The organism is Lentisphaera araneosa HTCC2155 (assembly GCF_000170755.1).
Taxonomy (GTDB): Bacteria; Verrucomicrobiota; Lentisphaeria; order Lentisphaerales; family Lentisphaeraceae; genus Lentisphaera; species Lentisphaera araneosa.
The window spans coordinates 59,291-84,377 of sequence record NZ_ABCK01000017.1; the positions used below are offsets into that span (position 1 = coordinate 59,291).

A 25,087-nucleotide genomic window follows, 5' to 3' on the forward strand; every position below is an offset into this window, starting at 1 on the left:
TGAAGTGGCTTTTTTGTGGGCTTTAAGCTTCTAGCTCTTAGCCACCGTAAACAGCTAGGTCACCAAGTTCTTGCTCGATGCGAAGAAGTTGGTTGTATTTAGCAATACGGTCAGAACGTGAAGCTGAACCAGTTTTGATTTGACCAGCATTAACAGCAACTGCGATGTCCGCAATAGTTGTGTCTTCTGTTTCACCAGAACGGTGAGAAACAACTGCAGTCCAACCATTGCGGTTAGCCATAGAGATTGCGTCAAGCGTCTCAGTAAGTGTACCGATTTGGTTTACTTTAATGAGGATTGAGTTAGCGCAGTCAAGTTCGATACCTTTAGCAAGGTAGTCAACGTTTGTTACGAAGAGGTCATCACCTACGAGCTGACATTTGTCGCCGATAAGGTTGTTAACGGCTTTCCAGCCATCCCAGTCGTTTTCGTCCATACCATCTTCGATAGAATCGATTGGGTATTTAGCAACGAGGTCAGCGAGGTATTGAGCTTGTTCTTCAGAAGAGAGGATAGCTCCGCCTTCGCCTTCGAACTTAGCGTAGTTGTACTGGCCATCAACGAAGAACTCAGAAGCAGCACAGTCAAGACCGATTGATACGTCAGCACCATCTTCTTTACGACCAGCTTTATACCCAGCGAGTTCAATAGCTTTGATGATTGATTCGAGTGCATCTTCAGTACCGTCGAGAGCTGGTGCGAAACCACCTTCATCACCAACAGCAGTAGAAAGCTTACGATCGTGAAGAACTTTTTTGAGGTTGTGGAAAACTTCAACACCCATGCGAAGACCTTCGCTGAAAGTTTTAGCGCCAATAGGACGGATCATGAACTCTTGGAAAGCGATAGGCGCGTCAGAGTGTGAACCACCATTGATGATATTCATCATTGGAACAGGGAGTACTTTGGCGTTAGATCCACCGATGTAACGGTAAAGTGGGATTTGGAGGAAGTTAGCTGCAGCGTGTGCACAAGCGAGTGATACACCGAGGATAGCGTTTGCACCAAGCTTAGATTTGTTTGGTGTGCCATCAAGGTCGATCATTGCTTTGTCGATACCAGCTTGGTCAGTTACGTCGTAACCTACGAGCTCTTCAACAATAGTGTCTTCGATGTTTTCTACGGCTTTAAGAACGCCTTTGCCGAGGTAACGGCTTTTGTCGCCATCGCGAAGCTCGATAGCTTCGTGTTCACCAGTTGATGCACCTGAAGGTACAGCGGCACGGCCAACTGTTCCATCTTCTAAGATAACTTCTACTTCTACTGTAGGATTACCGCGTGAGTCGAGGATCTCGCGAGCAATAATGTCGATAATAGTTGACATAATTATTATTCCTTAATCTAGTTTTTTTGTTAAAATCAGCCTTATAATAGAGCTCATTTATAAATTGTCGTGTTGATCAGTCCGCTTAGCGTGTCTTAAAGAAGCTTTTCTTGCGTAAGTTTATGAATATTACGATAAAAATTTTAAAGTTTGTTGATTAGCGCTGCACTACAAAAAAAAAGCTATAGGCCTTCTATTAAAAATAGGCTGATCCTCGATGTTTTATGGTTAGGGGGGTATAAATATTTTCTCATAATAAGTATCAATTGAAAAAATCTTAGGCGAAGTCATTATGGGGATCAAAAATGGGGATTTATGTCTTTTATTGAAAGTTTAACAAGCACTGATTGGGCCTTGCTTTATATAAGTGCTTTAATTGTGGGCTTTGCCAAAACAGGGATTACTGGTATCGGGATCCTTGCAGTGCCACTCTTTGCGATGGTATTTCCCGCTGAAAAATCAGCTGGGATTTTGCTTCCTGTTTTGTGCGTCGCTGACTTGGTAGCGGTGTTTTATTATAGAAATCATGCCGACTGGAAGCAGATTTGGCGTTTAATGCCTTGGGTTGCCGTGGGCTTATTAAGTGCCACGCTAATTTATTATTTCGGCCGCCAAGAAGGAAGTATGATGGGCGATTTTATACGGACAAGCATGAAACCCACTATGGGTATTATTGTTTTGTTGGTACAGGCTTTTGGCTTATGGAGAAGAAATCATAAAGAAGTTCCGAAGGGGAAGACCTCAGCTGGGATTGCTGGTGTGGCAGCGGGTTTTACCAGTATGTTAGCCAATGCTGCCGGACCGATTATGGCTATCTATTTACTTATGATGAAGTTGCCTAAGAAGACTTTTATAGGAACAAAAGCCTGGTTCTTTCTGATTATTAACTATGTTAAAATCCCCTTGATGATTGTGGGTGCCAATTCAATTAATCAACAAACCTTAATGCTGAATGCTAAACTTATTCCCGCTATTTTGTTGGGGAGCTTTTTAGGTGTGCGCTTGGTGAATATTATCCCTGAAGATAAATTCCGTATCATGGTTCAAATACTTGTGTTTGCCTCTTGTTTAAAACTAATCTTTGCTTAGATTCAAAGAAAAATTATTAAAGGATAGTTCACATGGCTAAAGGAAAAGATGAGTTTGAAGCTCGTAAAGCAATTGTCAGTCAATTTGGGAAAGATTTGGCGCGTCGCTGTAAATCTCAATGTGAATTGTGCGGAGAGAGTACCAGCTTAGAGATTTTTGAAGTTCCTCCAGTTGCCGATCCCGAATTTGCGAAGTGCGCAATGATTTGCGAAGTATGCAAAAGTCAGCTCGAGAATCCTGAGTGCATCAATGTAAACTATTGGCACTGTCTCAACGAAACGGCTTGGACTGAAGAGCCAGCAGTGCAGGTTTTAGTGTGGCGCATGCTCAATCATTTAAAAGGGGAAGCTTGGGCACAGGATTTAAAAGATCAGCTCTACTTAGAAGAAGATGTGATTGAATGGGCTGAAGATGACGGCACAAACAAAAAAGCCACGCACTTTGATAGTAATAAGGACCCTTTGTTTGAGGGGGACTCAGTTCATGTGATAAAAGATCTTGATGTTCGCGGTGCAGGTTTTACTGCCAAGCGAGGAGCGGCAGTTAAAAATATTCATTTATGTAGTAATCCCGAGCATATAGAAGGTCGCGTGAATGGAACAAAGATTGTGTTGAAGACCTGCTTTTTAAAGAAAAGTAATTAATTGTTATGATGAAACTGCAGAGTTTTAGCCCTTGGGAAGAGGGGTTCTTTGATAATCCTTACCCTTTCTTTGATCGTCTGAGAGAAAATGAGCCGGTGCATTGGAGTGATGCTTTCGATGGTTGGGTCATCACTTCCTATGACTTAGTTAAAGAAGTGAGTATGTCGAATGTGTTTTCTTCGGATAAGCTTAATTTACTTTTTAATCGTTTGAGTGCTGAGCAGCAGGAGGCGATGTCGCCCATGCTGGAGAATATGCGTTATTGGGCGATTATGTTGGATGGCGATGATCATAAACGTATTCGTACGGTTCTCAATAAAACGTTTACGGCGGCCTTTAGTGAAAGTATGCGTGGACGTATCGAAGAGATATGTGATGAGCTGATTACTGAGATGCAGAAAAAAGAAAGTTTTGATTTGGTAGAGGATTTTGGCTATCCATTGCCCGCTACATTGATAGCTTGGGTTATAGGTGTTCCAGAGGATAAGATTGAGTGGTTTAAAGGTGTTTCGGGAGATATAAGCAAAGTCTTTAATCTAGCGAGTAACCCCGATCCTGAATGTGCGAAAAAATGTTTGCTTGCCGTTTTGGAGATCACCGCGTTTTTAAAAGATATTTTATCTAAGCCAGAGGCATTAGCTGAGGGGACATTGGCTAAGAGTTTAGTGGTCAGTGATTTAAATGAAAAAGAAATCATATCAACTATGACTCTCATGCTTGTGGCAGGTCATGAAACAACGACACAGTTGATAGTCAATACGATCTATACTTTATTGCTTCACCCGCGCGAGAAGGAAAAATTAACAAGCGATTATTCCTTGATAGAAAGTGCCGTAGAAGAAGTCTTGCGCTATGAGTCACCGGTACAGAATTTAGCCAGAGTTGCGACAAAGGATTATGTTTTAGGTGGTGTAAAAATTAAAAAAGGCCAAAAATTGGTGCCTTTTGTGAATGCCGCCAATAGAGATGTGAAAGCTTTCGAAGAGCCAGATGAGTTTAGGATTGATCGAAGCCCCAATAAGCACCTTGCCTTTGGTTTCGGGAAGCACCTTTGTTCAGGGGCTTACTTAGCTCGCATGGAGGGCGCCGTATCGGTAAAGAAGCTCTTGCAGGCTTTTCCTGATTTACGTTTTGCCGATGAGAAGCAAGAGGTGGAATGGGTGCGCAATGTGGCTTTCCGACAAATGGAAAGCCTCATACTCAAAGCTTAATTATTTCCTAAAACCGTATTCGAGCTCGAAATAGGTGATGTCGAGATCTTTAAGAGGTTCTTTGAGTTGATCTAGCTCTTCTTTGGGGCCATGGATTTCAAACTGAACGAGTTCCGATAGTGTGAGAGCTTTCTCGATAATGTCCCCTACGTTTGCGATATGTGCTAGAACGCCTTGGGCATTCGTGTAAGCTTCGCGGCAATGGGCAATATCCTTATTAAATACAAAGCCGTAGTAGAGGCACTCAGATTCACTGCTGGTACGAGCAACGAACTCTTCGCAGACTTTTTTAAAGTCATTCATTTTTCCATCTTGGACTTTGAAGTAAGGGACGATTGAACAGCATTTATCAGTAGTGGCCATGAGGATGACTCCATATTAGTTTTGTTTAGTAAGTCAACTAATGTATTAAACTTGAAAGTAATTTCAATCTCGCATAGGGAATTGGAGTCATGTAAGGGAAGAAAAGTGGAGCATAAGGGACTCGAACCCTTGACCTCATCACTGCCAGCGACGCGCTCTAGCCAACTGAGCTAATGCCCCATTTTATAGGGTGATTCAAAAAGTGGAGCATAAGGGACTCGAACCCTTGACCTCATCACTGCCAGCGACGCGCTCTAGCCAACTGAGCTAATGCCCCTTTTTGAATGTGCTCACTTTAGAGAGTGATAGCTGATTTGCAAGAGGTAAATAAACTGAAAAGTCAAAATAATGAGGGGAGAAATGTACAAGGAAGCTCTTTTAGAGAAAGAGCCTTGAAGTTTAGAGGTTTTCTAAACGTTTCTTGAGGAAAAAGACTTTATCTTTAAAGTCTTGGTCGAGTTCCATTTGTTCGTTAACCGCATTGCAGGAGTGGAGCACAGTCGCGTGTGTACGGCGGAACTGATCAGCAATAGTGGGGAATGACTCTTCCGTTAAGTTACGGCTTAAGTACATGGCAACTTGTCGTGGTGTGACAATGGATTGCGTGCGTTTTTTACCTAAAATATCTTTGATGCCAACATCAAAATATTCAGCTACTTGACGTAAAATCACGGTGATGTCTAAATTGCGGTCAGAAGTGTTTTCAAGTTGGCCACCAAGAACTTCACGAGCAAGAGAAACGTTGACTTCATAGCCCATTGTTGAGGCGTAAGTTACTAAGCGAACGAGGGCGCCTTCTAGTTTTCTGATGTGTGATTTAATATTGGAAGCAATGAAATCTAAAACTTCATTTGGAATATGCACATTCATCGAATCGCGCTTTAATCTAAGTATCGCTACACGAGTTTCGAACTCAGGTTTTAAGACATCGACAATTTGTCCATGCTCAAAGCGAGAAACAAGTCGTTTTTCGAGACCGTCGAGCTCATGTGGCTGGCAGTCGGAAGTTAAAACGATCTGTTTATTGAGTGAGTAGAGTGCATTGAAAGTGTGGAAAAATTCTTCTTGTGTTTTTGTCTTGTTCTTTAAGAACTGGACATCATCAAGCAAGAGAATGTCGACATTGCGAAATCTCTTTCTGAAGTTATGGCCGTCTTGATTTTTAATTGAATCAATAAAGATGTTGGAGAATTCTTCGGCACTCAAGTATTCGATTCTATGGTAGGGATTATGAGAGAGGGTTTCTTGAGCAATTGCGTGAAGCAAATGACTCTTGCCCAGTCCAGAACTACCATAGATAAAAAGTGGGTTGAAGCTAAAGCCAGGAGATTCAGAAACAGCTTTTGAAGTAGCAAAGGCTAAACGATTAGAATCGCCAACGACAAAGTTTTTAAATGAATAACGATCAGAGCTAGGAAAATTGTTAGGAGCCTTTAACTCTTTTGGAGTTTCGGTGCTTCTGCGTCTTGTTTTATCAATGATGGGTTTGAGAGATATTTTATCTTCTTTTTGGCCCTCAACGGTATAGAGAGCTTCGCCTTGACCAAGTGCATCAATGGAAATATCCTTGATTTGTTCAGGCAGGTCGTGTTTGCACTCTTTTAGGCTTTCACGAAGTAAATTTAAGTAGTTGTCACGGATGTGATCGATAAAGACGTTGTAGCCTTTGTTGAGACTGATTTTGAAAGTCCCTGATTCATCGATAGATGCAAATGATTCTTGGAAGAATTTATTGAAGCCGGGGCTGCTGATACGAGCGCTGATTACGGGGTATAAAATATCCCAAACCGCTTGGCATTCAATAGTTTCCATAAGTGTTTCTTACTCTCTCGTTCGTTGTTCTTAAGTGTCGAGCCATCATTAGCTAGGCTTTTACACTAGGTTCGTGAGAAGCGCTCTTCAAGTGAAAAAAACGAGAAAAATTGAAGTTAATTTTCAGGCTTTTTTTTCATTCAGCTCTTGACACGCAGGAGCTTTTCAAAATTGTAATATTCAAATAGACATTTTAATTTTATTTTGTTTCTTTTTATCCCTTTTTATGATGCTTTTCTCAAACTGAGCCATGAAAAAAAGCGAGCCGAGGATTAAATTGATCAAGAGTCAAAAAATTGAGAGAAAATGATGATTAAAACGGATAATTTATTAATCAATGTGGACTACGGTCTTACGAACGGGCGGGTGATCCATAACTGTTCCATATTGTGTCGCGATAAACGAATATATGCTATTGGTGGTGCATCATCATTTAGAGAAGCTGTCTACAAGCATTGCTTAGATTTAAAAGATTGTTATGCCGTCCCTGGCTTTTTGGATGGCCATATCTATGGCTTTGGTAAAATTTCTTTGTTAGATACAACACATATAAATGCCTTAGGTGTTATGGCTCGGGAACTCCCTGCACATGGCGTTAGTAGTTTTCTAGCAACTTTACAATCCACAAATCGCCCCAAATTGATTGAAGCTCTGAAACGCACAAGCGATCACATACTCAATCAAGATGGTGGAGCTGAAGCCTTAGGTATTCATTTAGTTGGTCCTTTCATTAATCCAGAACTCAATGGTTTAGTGCGAGATGAAGGCATTCGTCCCTATACTAAGGAAGAGTTAGAGAAAATTATTGAGGCAGCTCAGGGAACTTTGAAGGTGATGACTCTCGCCCCTGAGGTAGAAGGAGCGGAAGAAATTATTGAAATACTGACTCAGCATGGGATTCAAGCCTCCTTGGGACATAGTAGTGCCGATGAAAAACAAGTACAGAGCGCTATGAAAGTGGGAGCACGTAATGTGACTCACCTCTATAACTGTATGAAGCCACTTCACCAAAGAGAAATGGGTTTGTCATCTACGGCATTAGTGGATGAGAACTTAACTTGTGAGCTCATTTTTGATGGTTACCACATTCACCCACAAATGCTAGACCTAGCTTGTAGAGCCAAGGGTGGAGATCGCATTGCGGCCGTTTCTTCTGCAAATCAGGGGACTGGTTTGCCTGACGGGAAATATAAATTTGATGATAATGAATACATTATTGAAAATCAGCATTTGCTCCTGCCTGATGGGACAATTGCAGGCTCAATGTTGACCTTAGAGCAGGCTTGGCAGAATGTAATTAACTTTACTCATATGCACCCTAAAGAAGCCATCGCTTGTTTTACGTCGACACCGAGCACATCTTTGGGTCTAAGTGATCGAGGCCAACTTTCACCAGGTTTAAAAGCCGATATAGCGATTTTCAATAAAGATCATGAATTACAAGCAACACTTATTAATGGCGATATCGCCTACATTAAAAACCAAGATAACTTGAGGAAGATCAATGACTGAATGGACACCCGACTCATGGAGAACGAAAGAGATTTTTCAGCAACCCAAGTGGCCAGTCAATAAATTAGATGAGACATGTGCCAAACTCGCTAAGTTGCCACCTTTAGTTTTTGCCGGCGAAATTGAATCCTTGAAGGAACAGTTGGCTGCGGCCTCTCGCGGAGATGCCTTTTTATTACAAGGTGGAGATTGCGCAGAAGATTTCAGTTCATGTAATGCAACTTATATTCGGGAGACCATGAAAGTCCTCTTGCAGATGGCGGTAGTTCTAACTTTTGGGGCCAATAAAAATGTCGTTAAAATTGGTAGGATTGCGGGTCAATACGCAAAACCTCGTTCATCTTATACAGAAATGGTCAATGGTTTAGAGCTTCCATCATACCGGGGTGATTGCGTCAATAGTCCAGAGCCGACTTTAGAAGCGCGCACGCCAAACCCAGATCGCCTCATGCAAGCTTACTTCCATTCTACGGCGACGCTCAATTTGTTGCGTGCTTACGTGCAGGGCGGTTATGCAGATTTACATAAAGTTCACGTATGGAATAAAGAATTTGTTGCCAACTCATCTGAAGGTCAACGTTATGAATCAATTGCCGCGAAGATTGACTCGGCGATTTCCTTCATGGAAGCTTGTGGGGTTAACTCAACGCAAGTTCCTCAGTTGAAGAGAACAAATATCTATACTTCACACGAAGCTTTGATTCTCCCTTTCGAACAAGCTATGACGCGTCAAGATACACTTTCGGGGCGTTGGTATGATTGTTCGGCACACATGGTGTGGATTGGTGATCGAACTCGTCAAATTGATGCAGCACACATGGAGTTTTTCCGTGGTATCAATAATCCCGTGGGCATGAAAGTTGGTCCGACTATGGATCCAGATGAGTTGATAAAGATTCTAGATATCCTCAATCCTAATAATGAAGCAGGACGAATCAATTTAATCAGTCGTTTCGGTCATGGGAAAATTGGATCGATGTTGCCTCCATTAGTGAAGCGCGTACGAGATGAAGGTCGCAATGTACTTTGGAGTTGTGATCCTATGCATGGGAATACTTTCACAGCTGATTCAGGTTTCAAAACAAGAGACTTCCAATTCATTACAGATGAAATCAAAGGTTTCTTTGATACACATGGTGAAGCAGGAACGGTGCCTGGCGGTTTACATTTTGAACTTACCGGTGCCAATGTAACTGAAATTTGTGGAGGAGCTCAAAAGATCTCTGATTTAGATTTGGGCAATAATTATCAAACGAATTGTGACCCTCGCCTCAATTGTCAACAGAGTCTAGAGTTGGCCTACGACATAGCTGAGATGTTGCAAAAATGAAATTAGCCGAGCGAGATACCTTCTTTGACTTGAGTTCCGCGGAACTCGCAAAGTTAATTAAATCGATCGAGCTTCAGTTAATAAACTTGCAGAGGCAAATTGCCGATGAAGGCATACCGGTATTCATCCTTATTGACGGCCTCTCAACTGCGGGAAAAAGCGCTTGTATTAGTCATTTAGTACAAGCCTTTGATCCGCGTTTCTACAGAGTTGCTTCTGGGATTAAGAAAAAGAATCAAATTTCATGGTTGCAACCCTTCTGGGATGCGGGACCCGCAAAAGGCAGTATTAGTTTCTTTGATCGTTCTTGGTATCGAATTCCCTTTAGAAAGGAAATTGCTGAGCAAGGTGGTGGTCGCACTTATTTTGACGAAGCGCTCGAGTTTGAGAAAAAACACCTGCTTAATGGCGCGCTTGTGATTAAAATATTTTTAAATATTTCACATGATACTCAGTCAGAACGCTTAGCCTCTTTAAAAAATGATAAGAAACTTTCTTGGAGAGTCGATAAGCACGATTTTGAACAGAATGAAAACTTTACTAAGTACCAAAATGCAGCAGATGAGATGATTGAACGATCCGATTTTCCTGAATCACCTTGGGCAATTATTCCTGCGGATAATCCTCATTATGCCTTTTTAAAAGCGTCGGAATACTTAGTTGATTCGATCAGTAAATTTATTAATGAGCACAAGCAAGTCTTATCATTTTCTTCATCATTAGATGGCTGTGAAATACCAAAGCGTCCTAACTTACAAAGTTTGGATATAAGTAAAAAAGATTATGAAAAGCAATTGCCCAAGCTGCAGAAACGCCTACAGGAATTAAGCTTTAAACTCTATAAGAAAAAGCGCTCGGCCATTATTTTATTTGAAGGCTGGGATGCCGCAGGTAAAGGCGGGGCAATAAAGCGTCTTCTACGCTACGTTGATCCACGAAATTACCGAGTCTGTCCCATTGCGGCACCCAGTAGTGAAGATAAGAAACATCATTATATGTGGCGTTTTTGGACTCAGTTTCCCGATTTAGGAAATTTACTCGTTTTCGATCGTACTTGGTATGGGCGTGTTCTCGTTGAGCGAGTGGAGGGCTTTTGCGCAGAGGAAGAATGGCAAAGAGCCTATGATGAAATTGCTCTAACAGAAAAACACCTTAATGAAGAAGGTGTTGTGCTCGTTAAATTTTGGGTTGATATAGATAAAGAGGTTCAAAAAGAACGCTTTGATTTACGTTTAAAAACGGAACACAAAAGTTGGAAAATCACCGAAGAAGATTGGCGTAATCGTGAGAAGTGGGAACTATACGATGATGCCGTTAACGAAATGATTTTTCGTACTTCACGCAAAGGTGCTAAATGGAACGTGATTGAGGGCAATAATAAAAAATATGCCCGTATTCAAGTTTTAGAGCAAACAATTAAGGCCTTCGAAAAGGCCCTCAAAGCTTAATTCTGTTCCAATAAGAATTTAAGCGCATCACTCACACTTGCAGCAACGCGTTGAGGTGAACTTTGATAAATCAGTTCCCAGGCTTGCGCTTTGCGTTCTTGGTAATGTTGAGCTTGTGCAGGGTATTTATGTAACCAGTTGAGACGAACGGCGTGACCAATGATGACATCCATAACAAAGTAATCATCAATTTTCAGATTGGGGTTAGCTACTGTAAAAGCACCAATCGCACTTAAGGCCTCGATACATAAATGACGATAGTCTGCTGCGGGGATATCGTTGAGCAAATTCTCGGTGAGGAACTCAAAAGCGGGCTCGCCTGTGGTCATAGAACTTAAAACTAAAGACGAATCGATGCAATTCGAGCTATTAAACTTATCACCTAGGATGATACCTTTGCAGCTTTTCAAAACAGTACGAATTTTTGGATAAAAGTCTTTAGGTAGGTGGCAGATGGCACCATTTTGTAAGCGCCATTTCTTCCAGTTAGAGACGCGTGTTTGGAATTCCTGATCAATTTCACCTTCAACAAAATGAGCATCTGAACTTCCAGAAGTATTTTTGATGAATTCCAGACTCTGCATATTGCTCTTCATTTCTTTATAAGTCGATAGCACGAGTTTAAGACGTTCTTGAATAGCTTGAGGCGACATGGCGACTAAGAGATCGAAGGCTTGACCTTGAGAAATTTCTAATTCCGATGCAATTTGAGCCACAATCAAATGGATGAATTCGCTCGTTCGAATTGAAATCATGTTGTTGAAGAGCTCGGGGTCTTGTTTTAAAGCGTAACTGAGGAAAATGAGGACTTCCTGGTGAATGAGTTCTTCACGAGTGTCGTCCCCGCAAGATTCTTTGATTTTTTGAATAATTTCTTGGTTGTTGGTCGATTGCTGAATCAGACCATTTTTGTTGTAGGATCGACCTACAATGACGACTTTACGGCGTACAATGAGCTCGGTCACGGCATCATCGAGACCAAAATGTGATTTGCTTAAGATTCCCGCAATACTACGCACAATGGACCATTTGCGAAGTTCGCCAGCATCTTGATAAACTTCCTCAAGGAGGACTTCGAGCGCAAGCGATTTATCGTATTTACTCAAGTAACAAGAATAAGAAAGGGGGTGTTTTTTCGCTAGATGAACTAATATCTTGGCTTGTCGATAAAGGTTACGGCTCAAACAAAGTTCATCTAAGAGTTCATCTTCATGTGGGTCCTGTGCCAAGCGCTCCATAATATTTTGTGACAGCTCAACAGTTTCTTCGGGACTATTATTGAGGAAGAAAGTCGGTTTAACTTTTGAATTTAAAGTTGGGCAGTAGGAAGGAAGGTCGGGGACATTTACAATTGATTTAATACTGGTGTTTTGGATCGCTTCATTAAAATTTGTAGCTTTAGCAAAATCTATTTGTCCAGAGTTTAAATCGCGTAAGAATTCGAAGAGCTCAGAGGAGTTCTCATTATCAAGCATGTTTTGTCGAACGAGTAGCGCTTGAATGGCGTGACCTTCGTCGGTCCAGTGACGACTAATATAAGAGAATTCTGATTTTATTTCTTCGATCAAGATACGGTTGTCTAATTCGAGATAAAAATCTTGGTAATTCTGACATTGAGGCAGAAATAAGGCCGGTTTACCATTGATATGATAAAGTCGCGAAGTAGCCATGGCACGTAAGCGGCGTTTGGGGCGACCACTAAGTCCGAGCTTATCGTTGGCACCCATTTTGTGGAGGACCTGTGCAAGTTCATTTGGGTACATGATCTTGGTTGGCTCAATTTCGTCTAAAGTTTGGCTGGGGATTCCCTTTTCCTGTAGTTGATCTTTGACTGACTGAGAAACGGCAATCACACAGACCTGAACATCTTTGGGCTTTTGTGTATCACAATTTTCATGTCGATTTAATGGATCTAAATCACTAAGACTTAAAAGATCTTCTTTAATCATTCGGCCGAGCAAGAAAAGACTTTGAGCCCAAATGAGTGGCAAGTTATTATTCGCCACGCGTTCTTGTGAGTGAGGTGCAGCTTTTTCAGCTTCAACGGCATCAAAGGGCACAAAGAAGAGTTCAGGAAGGAGCTGTAAGCCATCTTTTTCGACTAATAAGCCTTCGAGTTTTTCTTGGTAATTATGGGCTTCAGTCTGATCATTTCGGAAGAGTGCATCGAGCATTAAGTAAGTGAAGAATAGGGGCCACTCCGACTCAATATCTTTAAAGTTCTTGAGTTCACTCGTTTCGTAATGAAGGCGGTGCTCATCTTCCATGACAGTTTGGTGACCATCGAGTAGGAAGCGTTTGCAACCATAACGACCACCAAGTTTTTCAATGATTTCAGTACGAGTACGGTCGCGAAGTTCACGATCTTCGATGGCAAAAGCAGGGTAACCAATAATACTTAGGACTGCGGCATCCACTTCTTTAGAGTAGGACTCGCGTGGAAGAAGGGCTTGCAGTGTGCTACGTGAACGAGCAATCTCGTCTCCCATTACGTGGATTAAAGATGATTGGTCACCATCTTCGCCAAAGAGATTCATTTCATCCATAGCTTCGAGGGCAGCTTTCGCCATACCTACAGAGCTGGCGTTGACTTCTGCCATGCCATTATTGATTTTGTGACCTCGTTCCCAAATGCCAAAGTCAGGTGTGCGATAAGCGCGACCAATGTAGTGAACAAGGTTTTGAACAAAGTCGACTTCATCGTGACTGAAAATGATTCTGAGCCCCGATTTGGTCATCTGGGCAATCATCAATAAAAAGATTGACGTTGCATCAAGTTGTAAATGCCCCCATTGATCATCACCAACTACGGTTTGGCCACTCTGAGTATCGTATTTTGCGTGAAGCGCATCGAGTGGGTCTTGGCTATGTTTAAATTTTTCGACTTTATGTGACTGACGAATCATGGCCTGTAGAAGACCGCGCATGAGCTTGACGACTGATTGCTCAAGCGAATAGGCACGAGATTTGTCGATATTAGATTTGCGGTAAGCCATGGCCAAACCCCAAACGGCTTGGATAGTGTAGACATTATCTCTTACCCAAGCGTCGGTATAATCCCCGTGTTCATTAATGTCGGTACTAGCAGGGAAGAGGCCAGTTAGAGGGTCTTGGCGGACTAAAATTGTTTGGTAGACTTCTTGGTAGAATTTGTCGAGAGTTTCTTCGGTGTTTTGTTGACTCATGATTCGCAGTGGGTTATTAACTAAAATTATTTTATCAATGATAGATGAGGTTTGTGTTTTGGGTATGAATATTTTACAAAAATAAAAGCTTTTTTTGAAGCTTGTGTTCAAGCCTGCTCGATAGAAAAAAAGATGACGAATTTCTTTACAAAATTCGTCATTAGAAAAAAGCTATGAATTAATATTAATCGTAGAGATCAGGGAAGAACTTCTTCATGAAATTTTCTAGAGAAACAATTGTGGGGCCATAGCCGTCTTTGTAGATGAAGTACTCAAGTGCTGTACACATCTCGTCGGCAGTTTGGAAACGATCACAGGGTTCAACTTGAATGGAACGGAAGAGGATATTTTCGAGTTCAGGTGGTAGATCGTCGGGGAGGGCATCCATATTAACTGCGCCTGCACAAGCTAATTCAAAAAGTTCAGATTCATTTTCGGCATCGCGACTAAAGTTACCCGAGAGTAGCTCAAAGAGAACCATGCCTAAAGCATAAATGTCGACGCGTTTATCTACTTGTTCTTTACGTGCTTGCTCGGGAGCCATGTAAACCAGCTTACCCATAAGGCATTGATCGTTACTGGTGATGGAATTGGAGAGAGCTTTGGCAATACCGAAATCAGTGAGCTTTGGCAAGCCCTCTTTAGTTACCAAAATATTGTTGGGGCAAATGTCGCGGTGAACAATACCTAAGTTGTTTTTCTCATTGTCACAACGGTTGTGGGCATAAGCTAATCCACGAGCAATACGACTTGCAATGAAGACTGCGAGTGGGTAAGGCAATGCGAGATTGTCTTCGCGCAAGCGGTCAATCATATCGTGTAGGCCAATGCCTTCGACAAGTTCCATTACAATAAAGTGTCCGAAAGGAGCGCGTTCGAGTTGATAAATTTGCACAATGTTTTCGTGAACCAAGTTGGAGACCAATTTCGCCTCTGAAATAAACATATCAATAAAGCGTTGGTCTGCATCCATTTCTGCGAGAAGTGTTTTGATCGCCACTTTTTTCGAAAAGCCTTCCGCACCGAGTATATCTGCTTCGTAAACTTCTCCCATACCGCCAGCAGCAATGAGTTTTAAAATCTTGTAATTAGTACTCGACTTCAAAACTTTTGGCATTTTTTTATTCATAATGACGCTTCCTTTTAACCCATTTTCAGTAGATAAGTGTAGTTAAAATCTAATCCCTCTGTAAGTACTAAATGCAGTCAAAGTATAGAATGCTCACACTATTCATAAAAATTTAACGATTATTCTAAGTTTTTTATCAATTGCTAACATTTTCATAAAAATTAGCTCGGTGTAGTATAGGATTAAAGAAAATTAAGGACCCTACAAACTATGGATATCGACGCTCTCAAAGCAAAATTGGATCAAGCAAATCAACTCTATCGAACGGGGGGAGAGAGTCCTTTAAGTGATGCAGAGTACGATTACTTATTAGAGCAAGTGAACGATCAAAAATTTCGCGATAAAGTGGGCTACGAAATCGAAAAAAATAAAGTCGAATTAGCTGTGCCCATGGGCAGTTTAAATAAGATTAAAACTCAGGCCGAAGTTTTTGATTGGAGTAAATCCAAAAGCATTCCCTTAGATACTGAGATTTGTGTGACTCCAAAATATGATGGGCTATCACTTCTGGTATATTTTGTCGATGGAATTTATAAAGGCGCTTACACCCGCGGGGACGGCATGTTCGGTCAAGATGTGGGTGAACACTTCACAGTGAACCCTTTGTGTGATTTGCGACTTCCGCAAGATTTCACAGGTTACCTCATCGGCGAATGTATTATGGACGAAGCGAAATTTCAGACGAAGTATAGCGAAAAGTTTAAGAATCCTCGCAATATGGTGGCAGGACTTTTAAGCCGTAAGACTCTGAGTCGAGAATTGGCGGATGTCTGCTATGTGGCGTATGGAGTGCGGAGTGCGCAAATGGCGCATAAACAAGATCAGGTTGAATTCTGTAATCGTTATATTAATGCTCAATGGAAGTACAAAGTTCTTTGCCCTCTGTATAAACTAGAAGATTTAAAAGATGCGGAATTACAAAAAGTTTATGATTCAGAAACTCGTTTTCAATGTGATGGTTTAGTACTCGAAATTAATGATAGCGACTTATTCCACCAAATAGGTAAAGAAACCAACTCTCTTAATCCTGGTGCCGCTCGTGCTTGGAAGCCCGAGAGCGACGACTCATTGCCTTCCATTGTAAAAGAGGTGGTTTGGCAAATATCAAAAAATGGTGCAGCTAAACCAGTGATTCGCATTGAGCCGATCGACTTAGCAGGGGTGACGATTTCTAATGTTACCGGGATTAATGCACGTTTCATAGAAGATAGTGGCATTGCGAAAGGCGCAACAGTTACAATTATACGTTCAGGCGATGTGATTCCTAAAGTAATCGGTGTGCCCAATGCAATTGAAAATGTTGATTTGCCTAAGCAATGTCCCAGTTGTGAATCGGAATTAGTCTGGAATGAAAATCGCGTTGATATAGTTTGTGAAAACAAGCTCTGTCCAGCGACGAATAAGGCTGCACTAATTGATTTCTTTTCGACACTTAAAGCAGATGAAGTCGGAGAAGGGATTATCACTTCCTTGTGGGATGCCGGTTACCAGAGTGTGAAAAACCTGCTTAATTTAACAATGGAAGACCTGCTCAAACTCGAAGGGTTTAAGCAGCGTAAAGCTAAAAAAGTCCTTGATTCGATTAAGATTTCAGTTGTTGACGTTCCCTTGCCACGCTTGCAACATGCGAGCAATTTATTTAAGGGGCTAGGAGAAAAGAAACTCGAACTCTTACAGAAATATGATCAAGCTGGGATTAAGCCGAGTTTTGAAGAATTACTTGAGGTTGACGGCTATTCAGAAATTAGCGCCAAATCCTACTTAGATTCGATTGATGCTTACTGGGAGTTTGCAGCTGAATTACCTGGGCTCAAGTACAAAAAAGTTCTCGTTAATGAGGGTGGTATGTTTGCGGGGCAAACCTTGGTGTTTACTGGCTTTCGTTCACCTGAGCTAGAAGAACAAGTGAAAACTGAAGGTGGCAAGATCGGTAGTTCAGTGAGTAAAAAAACTTCTGTACTCGTGGTGAAAGCCAAGGGTTCGGGTTCTTCAAAAGAGAAAAAAGCCATAGACCTAGGTGTAGAAGTTTGGGGACGCGATGATTTAGAGAATAAACTCAATTCCGCGGAAGATGAGCCAGAAGAAATGATCGGCATCGAAGCTCCCTCAGATCCAGAAGAACAAGGTGAGCTCATTCAACCAGATTTGTTTTAGACAAGTTTTCTAGAGGAGGAGAGGTGAGATGAAGGGATTTCCTAAATTAGAGTTTCGTTTTACATGGCGACCATATCAGCAACGGGTTCTTGACGCTTTAGAAGAGCACCTTGATGACAAAAAACTGCATATTGTGGCAGCTCCTGGTGCAGGTAAAACAACTTTGGGAATTGAAGTTTTTAGAAAGTTGGAAAAAAACGCTTTAGTTCTTTCTCCAACGCGAATTATTAGAGATCAATGGCTTAATCGACTAGAAGATTTCTGTGACTTTTCTATGGATCTACCTTGGCTGAGTCGTTCACTTGATGAATTGGCGAGCTTTAATTCCGTAACTTACCAAGCTCTCTACAGTAAGCTGCGAGGTGCAGGAGAAGAAGGTTCAGAAGTCGATGGAGCAATAAAACTCACAGAAACTGCTGTAAAGGATTTTGTTGATTTATTAGAGAAACATAAAATTGGCGCTCTTATTTTGGATGAGGCACATCATTTAAGATCTGAGTGGTACAAAGTTCTTGATGAGCTTATGCAACTTAAAGAAGATCTGACAATTGTGTCTTTGACGGCAACGCCTCCTTACGATTCAAAGGGACATGAATGGATAAGGTATGAATCGCTTTGCGGAACCATAGATGAAGAAATCTCGATTCCTGAATTAGTGAAAGCGGGTACGCTATGTCCTCATCAGGATTTTGTTTGGGCATGTGATGCGACCGAGAGTGAGAGTGAAAAGATTCAAGCCTACGACAAATGCGTGGAAGACTTGTGCAAAAGTTTATACGACGATAGTCAATTTGAAGCCTTACTTAAAAACCATCAAATGTTTCATGATCTAGCTGATTGGGAGGGGCTTTTTCGAGTGCCAGAAGAATTGATCGCTATCCTCGTTTTTTTGAATTCTAAAGGACAAGCCATAGATCAAGAATTTTTGCTAGCCTTGGATTTAAAACAAGAATTCATACCTAAGTTAGGGAGGAAGTGGTGGCAAGTGTTGATCCATACACTGCTTTTTTCAAAATATATAAAAGAGAGTTCCCATTTAGATCAGTATAGATCTGAATTAAAGCGTTTATTACGCTCGCACCGACTTTTACAAAGGAATACATTATTCATTGAATTTTCTCAAGACTTAAAGCGTTCATTATCATTAAGTTCCGCAAAAGTAGAAGGGGTTCGTCGCATTCATGAAATTGAATTTAATAAACGAGGGAATGACTTGAGGCAAGTTATCCTCTGTGACTTTATTAGAGATGAGGAATTAGCGAATGGAGAAAAGTTCGCTGAACCCTGTTTGGGGGTGGTGCCCCTGTTTAAGGACTTACTAAGTAGCAGCCCTTGCCCGAATGAATTGGCTTTAATCTGTGGACGTTTGAACTTAGTCCACATGACAAAAATGGATTTTCTCAAAGATAAGTTTTCTCTTGGCGAGGGTGATTATCAAAAAAGTAGCTTAGCAGCTGATTTCTTTGAGCTCACAACAAATCTACAAACAATAAGTAAAATCTACACCCATTTATTAATGATGGGACAGATTAAAGTTTTGATTGGAACACGCTCTTTATTGGGGGAAGGTTGGGATGCACCAGTGGTGAATTCACTTGTTTTAGCCAGTACGGTGGGTTCGTTTATGCAAACTAATCAAATGCGAGGTCGAGCCATAAGGCGCGATTTAAAAGCTCCTAATAAAATCAGTTCTATTTGGCACCTAGTGGCGATTAACCCAAAATCTTATTCTGGTTGGAGTGATTTTTTCGATTTAAAGGAGCGCTTTAAAACATTTCCAGGTTTAAATAGTAAGGAACTCAAAATTGAGACTGGCTTTGGCAGGTTAAACGCTTTTACGCTCAATCATGCGACGGGTCTTAAAGAATCATGGAATTTAAAGCTTAGTAACCGCAAGATGGTTCAGGCGCTAGAAAATATTGAAGGTGAAGCTGAACGTTGGAAGAAAGCCTTGGATACGCACGAAGCTGCACGAGTGGTGCCATCACTCCGTTTTACTCAAGTTCCTAAAATAAGGACATATCATTTACGCTATAGTTTTGCTTATTTATTGACTCAAATAAGTGCAGCTTTTTGGGCATTATACGAAAGTCGCATGCTATTGGAACGAGAGTTGGGTTTCAAGGGCTTTATAGCTTTTGTTGTTATCGGAGCACTCTTGTGGAAACTTCCTCAAACTTGGAAAATATTGAAGGTTCTTTTTTATCATCTACCCGTTGATGGTTCCTTAAAATCAATTGGAAAAGCTTTAGCTGAAGCTTTAAGTAAAGAAAGCTTTATAAAAACACCAAGTCAAGATCAAGTTATTAGCGTCAATAAGAGACCTGATGGGAGTTTTACGATGGCTTTAAAAGGCGTCAGTTTCTATGAGTCTTCCTTATTTGCCGATGCCTTAAATGAAATTTTTTCTTGTGTTGATAATCCTAGGTATCTCATATCTAGAAAAGAAAAGTTCTTATTTTTTAATCGAGTTGATTATCATACGGTTCCATTGAAGTTAGCAACAAGAAAAAACCTAGCAACCAGCTTTTTGGAGAGTTGGGAGAAATATCTCGGCACAAGTGAGTTGATTTATACTCGTACTTCCGAGGGACAAAGAAGCCTCTTGAAAGCCAAGACCAAAACTTTCTCATCCAACTTTAGCGAAGAAGTTGAGCGCCAAGACTTGTGGCAATGACTTAGCTAGAGGCGATCATTTTTTCTCGTAAAGTTCTGTGTAAGATAGGACGGCGTTGGCACCGCTGTTTTTCTGGATTTCGAGTTTGATTTGATTATTTTTGATGTGTTCTGATTTTATGTAAAGATCTTTGATGATGAGCTGATTTTTAGGTAGATCAAAGTTTTGCTCAATAGTGTGGCCATTGATCAATACGTTTATGTTGCGATTACCCCCAGGCGAAACAAGATGAAGGGTGAGCTTATGAGCTTTACTTTGGTCAAGTTTATCGTAGGTGATACTGAGTGATTTAGGATCAAAAATCATCAGGAAGTCATGATCTTTGACTCTGGGGTCTTTCACAAAGTGTTTGGGGCAGGTGTAATTTTCAAATGAGCTATTTATTAGAGTATTGGATTGCTTTGTGCCAAAATCATCTTTTCGTAATAATGACCAGTCAGCAGTAATGACTGTGTTTTTAATTGGGTTTACCGCTTTATTAGGAGCGGGGCTCGCCAATGGTTTAACGGGAGCTAAGCGTGGTAGCTTCATATAATTTATATTAAGTTGAGGCTTACTTTCCTTTAAAGTCTTGACTTCAGCTTGGCGTACTTGAGTCATGGAAAGGTTGAGAGTTCTTAAGGCTGCGAAGTCCGTAAACATTTTTGCATCACTGATTTTAGTCTTATAAAGATTAATTTTTTCTAAATTTGGCAAATGGCTAATGGACTGAATAGCTTCATTTGAAATATTAGATGAACTTAGATTGATTTCAGTAAGGTTGTTGGCTTCATGTAAAAATTTTAAGTCAGTTATTTCTCCATCAATATGACTTAAATCGAGATCAGAAATGTAAGGAGCTGCTTTGCTTAAAAGGACTTTTAAATTTTCGCTGAGATTTAATGTTCTTAAGTTGGCGCGCAATAAAGCTCCTTGATCACTTACTCGTGTGATAATAGCTCCAGTTTTGCTAAGTTCGCTAAGCAGTTCCTCTGGGGCAGGTTTGGCCTTATCCACGAGGATAGCATAGCGGGATTGTTCTTTGGGAACGTAGACAAAGTTTGCGAAGTCCGCACCTTGTTCAATCCATTTATAGATGAGTTGAGCCTCTGAAGTACTTAGGTGGCGGCCTTTGGGAGGCATGATTTCGTCTTCGTCATCAGTTACTGTAAGCGAATAGAGTAAGCTGTCCTTGGGTTTGCCAGCTTCGATTGCTTCCTTGACGGAATCAATTTTGGTGAGATCGAGGCCACCTTTTTTCATGATACGACCTTTGCGACGCAAGTCAGGACCCCCGTGGCATTTGATGCAATTTTGTTCAAAGAGGGGGATGAGGTCATCGCCATAAGTGAGCTTGCGATTGGAATGTTCGCTACTGGCAAAAAGAGATGAACTGATACCGAGAATGAGTGAGGTAAAAAGTAAATTCTTCATGATTAAGCCAAAATTTTATGGATGACGCGACCAAAGATATCGGTGAGACGGAAGTCCCGTCCTTGGAAGGGGTAGGTGAGTCGCTCGTGATCAAAACCCATGAGATGGAGTATCGTTGCCTGAAGGTCGTAGACTTCCACGGGATCAGATCCGGTGTTGTAGCCCGTTTCGTCACTTTCTCCGTAGTTGAAACCTTTTTTAACACCGGCGCCTGCCATCCACATGGTGAAAGCGTTAGGACTGTGATCTCGACCGATCCATTGGCCATATTTACCACCGCGATTTTCGCGGAAAGGAGTACGACCAAATTCACCACCCCAAACGACGAGGGTGTCTTCTAGAAGTCCACGAGCTTTGAGGTCATTGAGTAGGGCGTAAATGGGGCGATCAATATCACGACATTTGTCGACAAAGCCATTGTGTAAATCAGTTTGTTTGGCATTGCCATGGGTATCCCAACCCCAATCGTAGAGTTGAACAAAGCGTACGTCGTTTTCAATGAGGCGACGAGCGAGAAGGCAGTTGTTGGCGAAAGAAGCTTTTCCTTCTTGAATGCCATAAAGGTCACGGATGTATTGGGGTTCTTGTTTAAGATCCATGACTTGAGGCGCGACTTGTTGCATACGGTTGGCCATTTCGTATTGAGCCATGCGCGTGAGAGTCTCGGGGTCATTGTGTTGATCGTATTGAAGTTTGTTAAGGCGATTAATGGTGCCTATGGTCTTTTTGCGTAAGATATCGTCAATATGCTTCGGGTTTTTGGAGAAGAGTACGGGTTCCCCAGTGCTGCGACATTTTACGCCTTGATAAACACTTGGGAGAAAACCGCTCCCCCAAACACTTTTACCTGCAGAGGGGTTTTTCCCGCCGGAAGTGAGAACCACAAAGCCAGGCATATTATTATTTTCTGATCCTAAGCCGTAAGATAACCATGAACCTAAACTAGGTCGACCAAGAAGTTGATAACCTGAATGCATGAGAATTTGAGCAGGAGCATGATTAAATTGACTCGTAGTCATGGATTTTATCATGGTGACTTCATCAACAATTTTACTGAAGTAGGGTAGGCGTTCAGAAACCCAAGTTCCATCTTGGCCATATTGCTTGAACTCAGCTTGTGGACCTAGCATGTTCGGCGTGCCTTTGGCAAAGGCGAGTTTTTTACCTTCTAGGAGTTCTTGCGGGCAGGGCTTGCCATCAAATTTTTTGAGGGTGGGTTTGTAATCGAACATTTCTAAATGAGAAGGGCCACCAGCCATATGCAGGAAAATAACGCGCTTGGCTTTTGCTTGGAAATGAGGGGCGCGAGTGCCACCCGGGTTATTTGTATTGCGTGTGCCATCGGCAATGGATTGACCCATGAGGGAGTTGGCGCCCATAAGTCCTGCTGAGGCTCCAAGAAAGGAGCGGCGGTTTAAAGTCGTTTTTTTATTCATCATTGACTCCTTAAATTTTATTGACTGTTTCATCGAGGTTAAGCATGATGTTGCCAATGACGGCCCAGCACTCATGATCTTTTTTGCCGGATTTTTTTGTCTCTGTGAAAATTTCTTGGAGAATTTCAATTTCTTGTTTCGTCGCTTGACGAACTAGGAGTAAGTGAAAGCCCTTGTTGATTTTAGCCGAGAAATCACCTTGTTGAGCTCCCATTTTTTTGCCCAATTCAGTAGCCATTTCCATGAAGGCAGGGTCATTGAGTGTGACCAAAGCTTGGAGAGGAGTGTTGGTACGAATGCGGCGAGTTGTGCAGTTCTCGCGAGGAGTCATGTCAAAGGTTTCCATGGCCGGGTAAGGACTTGTGCGTTTCCAGTAGGTGTAGAGCGCGCGGCGATAGCGATCTTCATTTTGTGGAGTTTGCCATTTGTGGCCACTATAGACAGTTTGCCAGACGCCGTCGGGTTGGTAGGGCATCACTGAAGGACCATACATTTTTTCACTGAGTAAACCTGAAGCACGAAGAGCTTGGTCGCGAATTTGCTCTGGGGTTAAGCGCACTCTAGGGAAACGGGCCAAGTACATATTGCGCGGATCTTTCTCTAAGTCCTGTGGATTCACATGGGAGCTTCTTTTGTAGGCCTCAGTGCTGACAATTTCTTTGATAAGAGATTTTATTGACCACTTATGTTGATCCATGAAATTATAGGCCAAGTGATCGAGTAATTCAGGGTGTGAAGGCTTTTTGCCCTGTGAACCAAAGTCCTCCAAAGTTTCGACGATACCGTAGCCAAAGAGTTGCTCCCAGATGCGATTAACGGCAACTCGACTGACGAGGGGATTCTCTGGTGCAGTAAGCCATTGGCTTAAACCGAGGCGATTTTTCGGAGCACCTTTAGGAAATTCATTCATGATTTTTGGAACTCCAGGGGAAACTTTCTCGCCATGATCTTCCCAGTTGCCACGAATGAAAACGTGTGTTTCTCTTGGCTTATCAAGCTCTTTCATAATCGGAACTTTATTTCGCTTCGCATGATTAATACGGTTTTGAACCTGTTTGCTTTTCTTTTTAAGTTCAGCGAGCTCTTTTTTGAGTTGAGTAAGGAGATCTTTCTGATTGTCGACTTTTTCCTTTTGGGCAGCTGTTGCCGCGTCATTTTTCTCTGTAGCTTTTTCGACTTCCAAGCTTTTGATCTTATTATCAAGTTCTTTTTCTTTCTGGCGCATGGCATTGAGCTCTGGCTGAAGTTTAGCCACGAGTTCTTTTTGTTCTTGACTCTGAAGCAGCAAGGTGGGGAAGTCATTTTGCTGGTCATTATCAGCGGTGTTGTTGAAAAAACTCATGAACTCAAAATATTCATTGTGATCAATGGGATCGTAGGGGTGGCTGTGACATTGCACACATCCAAATGAAGTTCCCATGAGGGCTTCCCAAGTATTGACGGTTCGGTCCATGACGGCTGCAGTACGAAATTCCTCGTCACTAGTGCCACCCTCGGTATTGGTTTGGGTATTGCGGTGATAGGCGGTGGCAATGAGTTGATCGTTACTAGGATTTGCTAACATGTCACCCGCAAGTTGTTCAGTAATGAACTGGTCATAGGGCAGGTCTTTGTTAAAGGCTTTGATCAACCAGCTTTTGTAGTCGTGAATGTTTCTGTGGGGATCTTTTTCGTAGCCCATGGTATCAGCATAGCGTGCGAGATCGAGCCACATAGAAGTCCACTTTTCACCATATTTTGGAGAAGCCAAGAGGTAGTCCACCATCTCTTTATGAGAACTTTGCTGGAAGCGCAAAAATTCCTCTTCAGTGGGAGGCATGCCAATGAGGTCGAGGAAAGTACGACGAATGAGTGTATTTTTATCTGCCTCAGTATTAATCAGAAGCTTTTTTTCGTCGAGTTTGCGTTTAAGGAATTTATCAATATCAGTTTTTGCGGAGTTCGCAGGAGGAGTGAAGTTTTTAATAGGCATATAGGACCAGTGTTCATCCCATTGAGCCCCATCGTTGATCCAGTCACGGATGAGGGTGATTTCTTCTGCTGTGAGAGGAGTCTTTTCAAAGGGCATGCGTCTGGAGGGATCTTCGTGAGTAATGAGTTTGTAGAGCATACTTTCTTCAGCTTTACCGGGAACAATGCCAATGCCATGCTCGGTTTTGCCGTAAGCTTCTTCTTTGGTGATGAGACTGAGCCCCCCAGCTTTTTTGACTCCTCCATGACAGCCTGTGCAGGAACGGTTAAAGATAGGACGTATGTCGCGGTTGAAGTCAATTTCTGCATAAGCACTCAAGCAAAGGCTTGTAGTTATTAAAATGTGATTGAAGAGTTTATTCATAAGTTCTAGATTTATTTTTTTAAGT

Annotated in this window: 16 protein-coding genes and 2 tRNA genes; 8 read left to right on the forward strand and 10 right to left on the reverse strand. The window is 41.8% G+C overall.

What is annotated here, in order from left to right; all coding sequences use genetic code 11:
- Positions 1–37 precede the first annotated feature (37 nt).
- Positions 38–1,324, reverse strand: coding sequence for a phosphopyruvate hydratase (gene eno / locus LNTAR_RS16375; RefSeq protein WP_007279855.1), 1,287 nt, complete (start codon positions 1,322–1,324; stop codon positions 38–40).
- Between the two features lie 315 nt (positions 1,325–1,639).
- On the opposite strand from eno, the gene LNTAR_RS16380 reads away from it, so the two are divergent.
- The 3 genes from LNTAR_RS16380 to LNTAR_RS16390 are packed head-to-tail and all read left to right on the forward strand — an operon-like array spanning position 1,640 to position 4,268.
- On the forward strand, positions 1,640–2,413 hold the full coding sequence (locus tag LNTAR_RS16380) for a sulfite exporter TauE/SafE family protein (protein WP_007279856.1): 774 nt from the start codon (positions 1,640–1,642) through the stop codon (positions 2,411–2,413).
- 32 nt (positions 2,414–2,445) lie between these two features.
- Positions 2,446–3,057 carry a PhnA domain-containing protein gene (locus tag LNTAR_RS16385; RefSeq protein WP_007279857.1) on the forward strand — a complete coding sequence of 204 codons (612 nt, stop codon included), beginning with the start codon at positions 2,446–2,448 and terminating at the stop codon, positions 3,055–3,057.
- 5 nt (positions 3,058–3,062) lie between these two features.
- The gene (locus LNTAR_RS16390; RefSeq protein ID WP_007279858.1) at positions 3,063–4,268 is read left to right on the forward strand and encodes a cytochrome P450; all 1,206 of its coding nucleotides are present in this window, start codon (positions 3,063–3,065) and stop codon (positions 4,266–4,268) included.
- Here LNTAR_RS16390 and LNTAR_RS16395 read toward each other — a convergent pair whose 3' ends face one another.
- The 4 genes from LNTAR_RS16395 to dnaA all read right to left on the reverse strand — a co-directional run bounded on the left by LNTAR_RS16395 (position 4,269) and on the right by dnaA (position 6,443).
- Positions 4,269–4,631 carry a putative quinol monooxygenase gene (locus tag LNTAR_RS16395; RefSeq protein ID WP_007279859.1) on the reverse strand — a complete coding sequence of 121 codons (363 nt, stop codon included), beginning with the start codon at positions 4,629–4,631 and terminating at the stop codon, positions 4,269–4,271. It lies immediately after the preceding gene.
- A gap of 106 nt (positions 4,632–4,737) precedes the next feature.
- A tRNA-Ala gene (locus LNTAR_RS16400) sits at positions 4,738–4,811 on the reverse strand.
- Positions 4,812–4,834: 23 nt separating this feature from the next.
- Positions 4,835–4,908: transfer RNA gene (locus LNTAR_RS16405), tRNA-Ala, on the reverse strand.
- Between the two features lie 122 nt (positions 4,909–5,030).
- Positions 5,031–6,443, reverse strand: coding sequence for a chromosomal replication initiator protein DnaA (dnaA, locus tag LNTAR_RS16410; RefSeq protein ID WP_007279860.1), 1,413 nt, complete (start codon positions 6,441–6,443; stop codon positions 5,031–5,033).
- Positions 6,444–6,749: 306 nt separating this feature from the next.
- On the opposite strand from dnaA, the gene nagA reads away from it, so the two are divergent.
- The 3 genes from nagA to LNTAR_RS16425 are packed head-to-tail and all read left to right on the forward strand — an operon-like array spanning position 6,750 to position 10,733.
- Positions 6,750–7,955 carry an N-acetylglucosamine-6-phosphate deacetylase gene (gene nagA / locus LNTAR_RS16415; RefSeq protein WP_007279861.1) on the forward strand — a complete coding sequence of 402 codons (1,206 nt, stop codon included), beginning with the start codon at positions 6,750–6,752 and terminating at the stop codon, positions 7,953–7,955.
- Positions 7,948–9,285, forward strand: a complete 1,338-nt coding sequence (locus tag LNTAR_RS16420) for a class II 3-deoxy-7-phosphoheptulonate synthase (RefSeq protein ID WP_007279862.1) — start codon at positions 7,948–7,950, stop codon at positions 9,283–9,285. The genes nagA and LNTAR_RS16420 overlap by 8 nt, the downstream gene beginning before the upstream one ends.
- Positions 9,282–10,733: a hypothetical protein gene (locus tag LNTAR_RS16425; RefSeq protein WP_007279863.1), complete on the forward strand. Its 1,452-nt coding sequence runs from the start codon at positions 9,282–9,284 to the stop codon at positions 10,731–10,733. Before LNTAR_RS16420 ends, LNTAR_RS16425 begins: the two co-directional genes overlap by 4 nt.
- On the opposite strand, the gene LNTAR_RS16430 is transcribed toward LNTAR_RS16425, so the two are convergent.
- Positions 10,730–13,918 (reverse strand): phosphorylase b kinase regulatory subunit alpha/beta, encoded by a 3,189-nt coding sequence (locus LNTAR_RS16430; protein WP_040915156.1) that lies wholly within the window; start codon positions 13,916–13,918, stop codon positions 10,730–10,732. The genes LNTAR_RS16425 and LNTAR_RS16430 overlap by 4 nt on opposite strands.
- A gap of 184 nt (positions 13,919–14,102) precedes the next feature.
- A complete protein-coding gene (locus tag LNTAR_RS16435; RefSeq protein WP_007279865.1) occupies positions 14,103–15,047 on the reverse strand; it encodes a serine/threonine protein kinase in 945 nt (314 codons plus the stop codon).
- 210 nt (positions 15,048–15,257) lie between these two features.
- On the opposite strand from LNTAR_RS16435, the gene LNTAR_RS16440 reads away from it, so the two are divergent.
- Both LNTAR_RS16440 and LNTAR_RS16445 read left to right on the forward strand, forming a co-directional pair.
- Positions 15,258–17,201 carry a BRCT domain-containing protein gene (locus LNTAR_RS16440; protein ID WP_007279866.1) on the forward strand — a complete coding sequence of 648 codons (1,944 nt, stop codon included), beginning with the start codon at positions 15,258–15,260 and terminating at the stop codon, positions 17,199–17,201.
- 28 nt (positions 17,202–17,229) lie between these two features.
- Positions 17,230–19,878, forward strand: coding sequence for a DEAD/DEAH box helicase family protein (locus LNTAR_RS16445; RefSeq protein WP_007279867.1), 2,649 nt, complete (start codon positions 17,230–17,232; stop codon positions 19,876–19,878).
- 15 nt (positions 19,879–19,893) lie between these two features.
- Here the strand turns inward: LNTAR_RS16445 and LNTAR_RS16450 are convergent, their stop codons facing one another.
- Genes LNTAR_RS16450 through LNTAR_RS16460 form a run of 3 tightly spaced genes read right to left on the reverse strand, consistent with a single transcriptional unit; the run spans position 19,894 to position 25,062 of the window.
- On the reverse strand, positions 19,894–21,291 hold the full coding sequence (locus tag LNTAR_RS16450; protein ID WP_007279868.1) for a c-type cytochrome domain-containing protein: 1,398 nt from the start codon (positions 21,289–21,291) through the stop codon (positions 19,894–19,896).
- Between the two features lie 2 nt (positions 21,292–21,293).
- On the reverse strand, positions 21,294–22,727 hold the full coding sequence (locus LNTAR_RS16455) for a DUF1501 domain-containing protein (RefSeq protein ID WP_007279869.1): 1,434 nt from the start codon (positions 22,725–22,727) through the stop codon (positions 21,294–21,296).
- A 10-nt stretch (positions 22,728–22,737) separates the two neighbouring features.
- Positions 22,738–25,062 carry a PSD1 and planctomycete cytochrome C domain-containing protein gene (locus tag LNTAR_RS16460; RefSeq protein ID WP_007279870.1) on the reverse strand — a complete coding sequence of 775 codons (2,325 nt, stop codon included), beginning with the start codon at positions 25,060–25,062 and terminating at the stop codon, positions 22,738–22,740.
- Between the last annotated feature and the right edge of the window lie 25 nt (positions 25,063–25,087).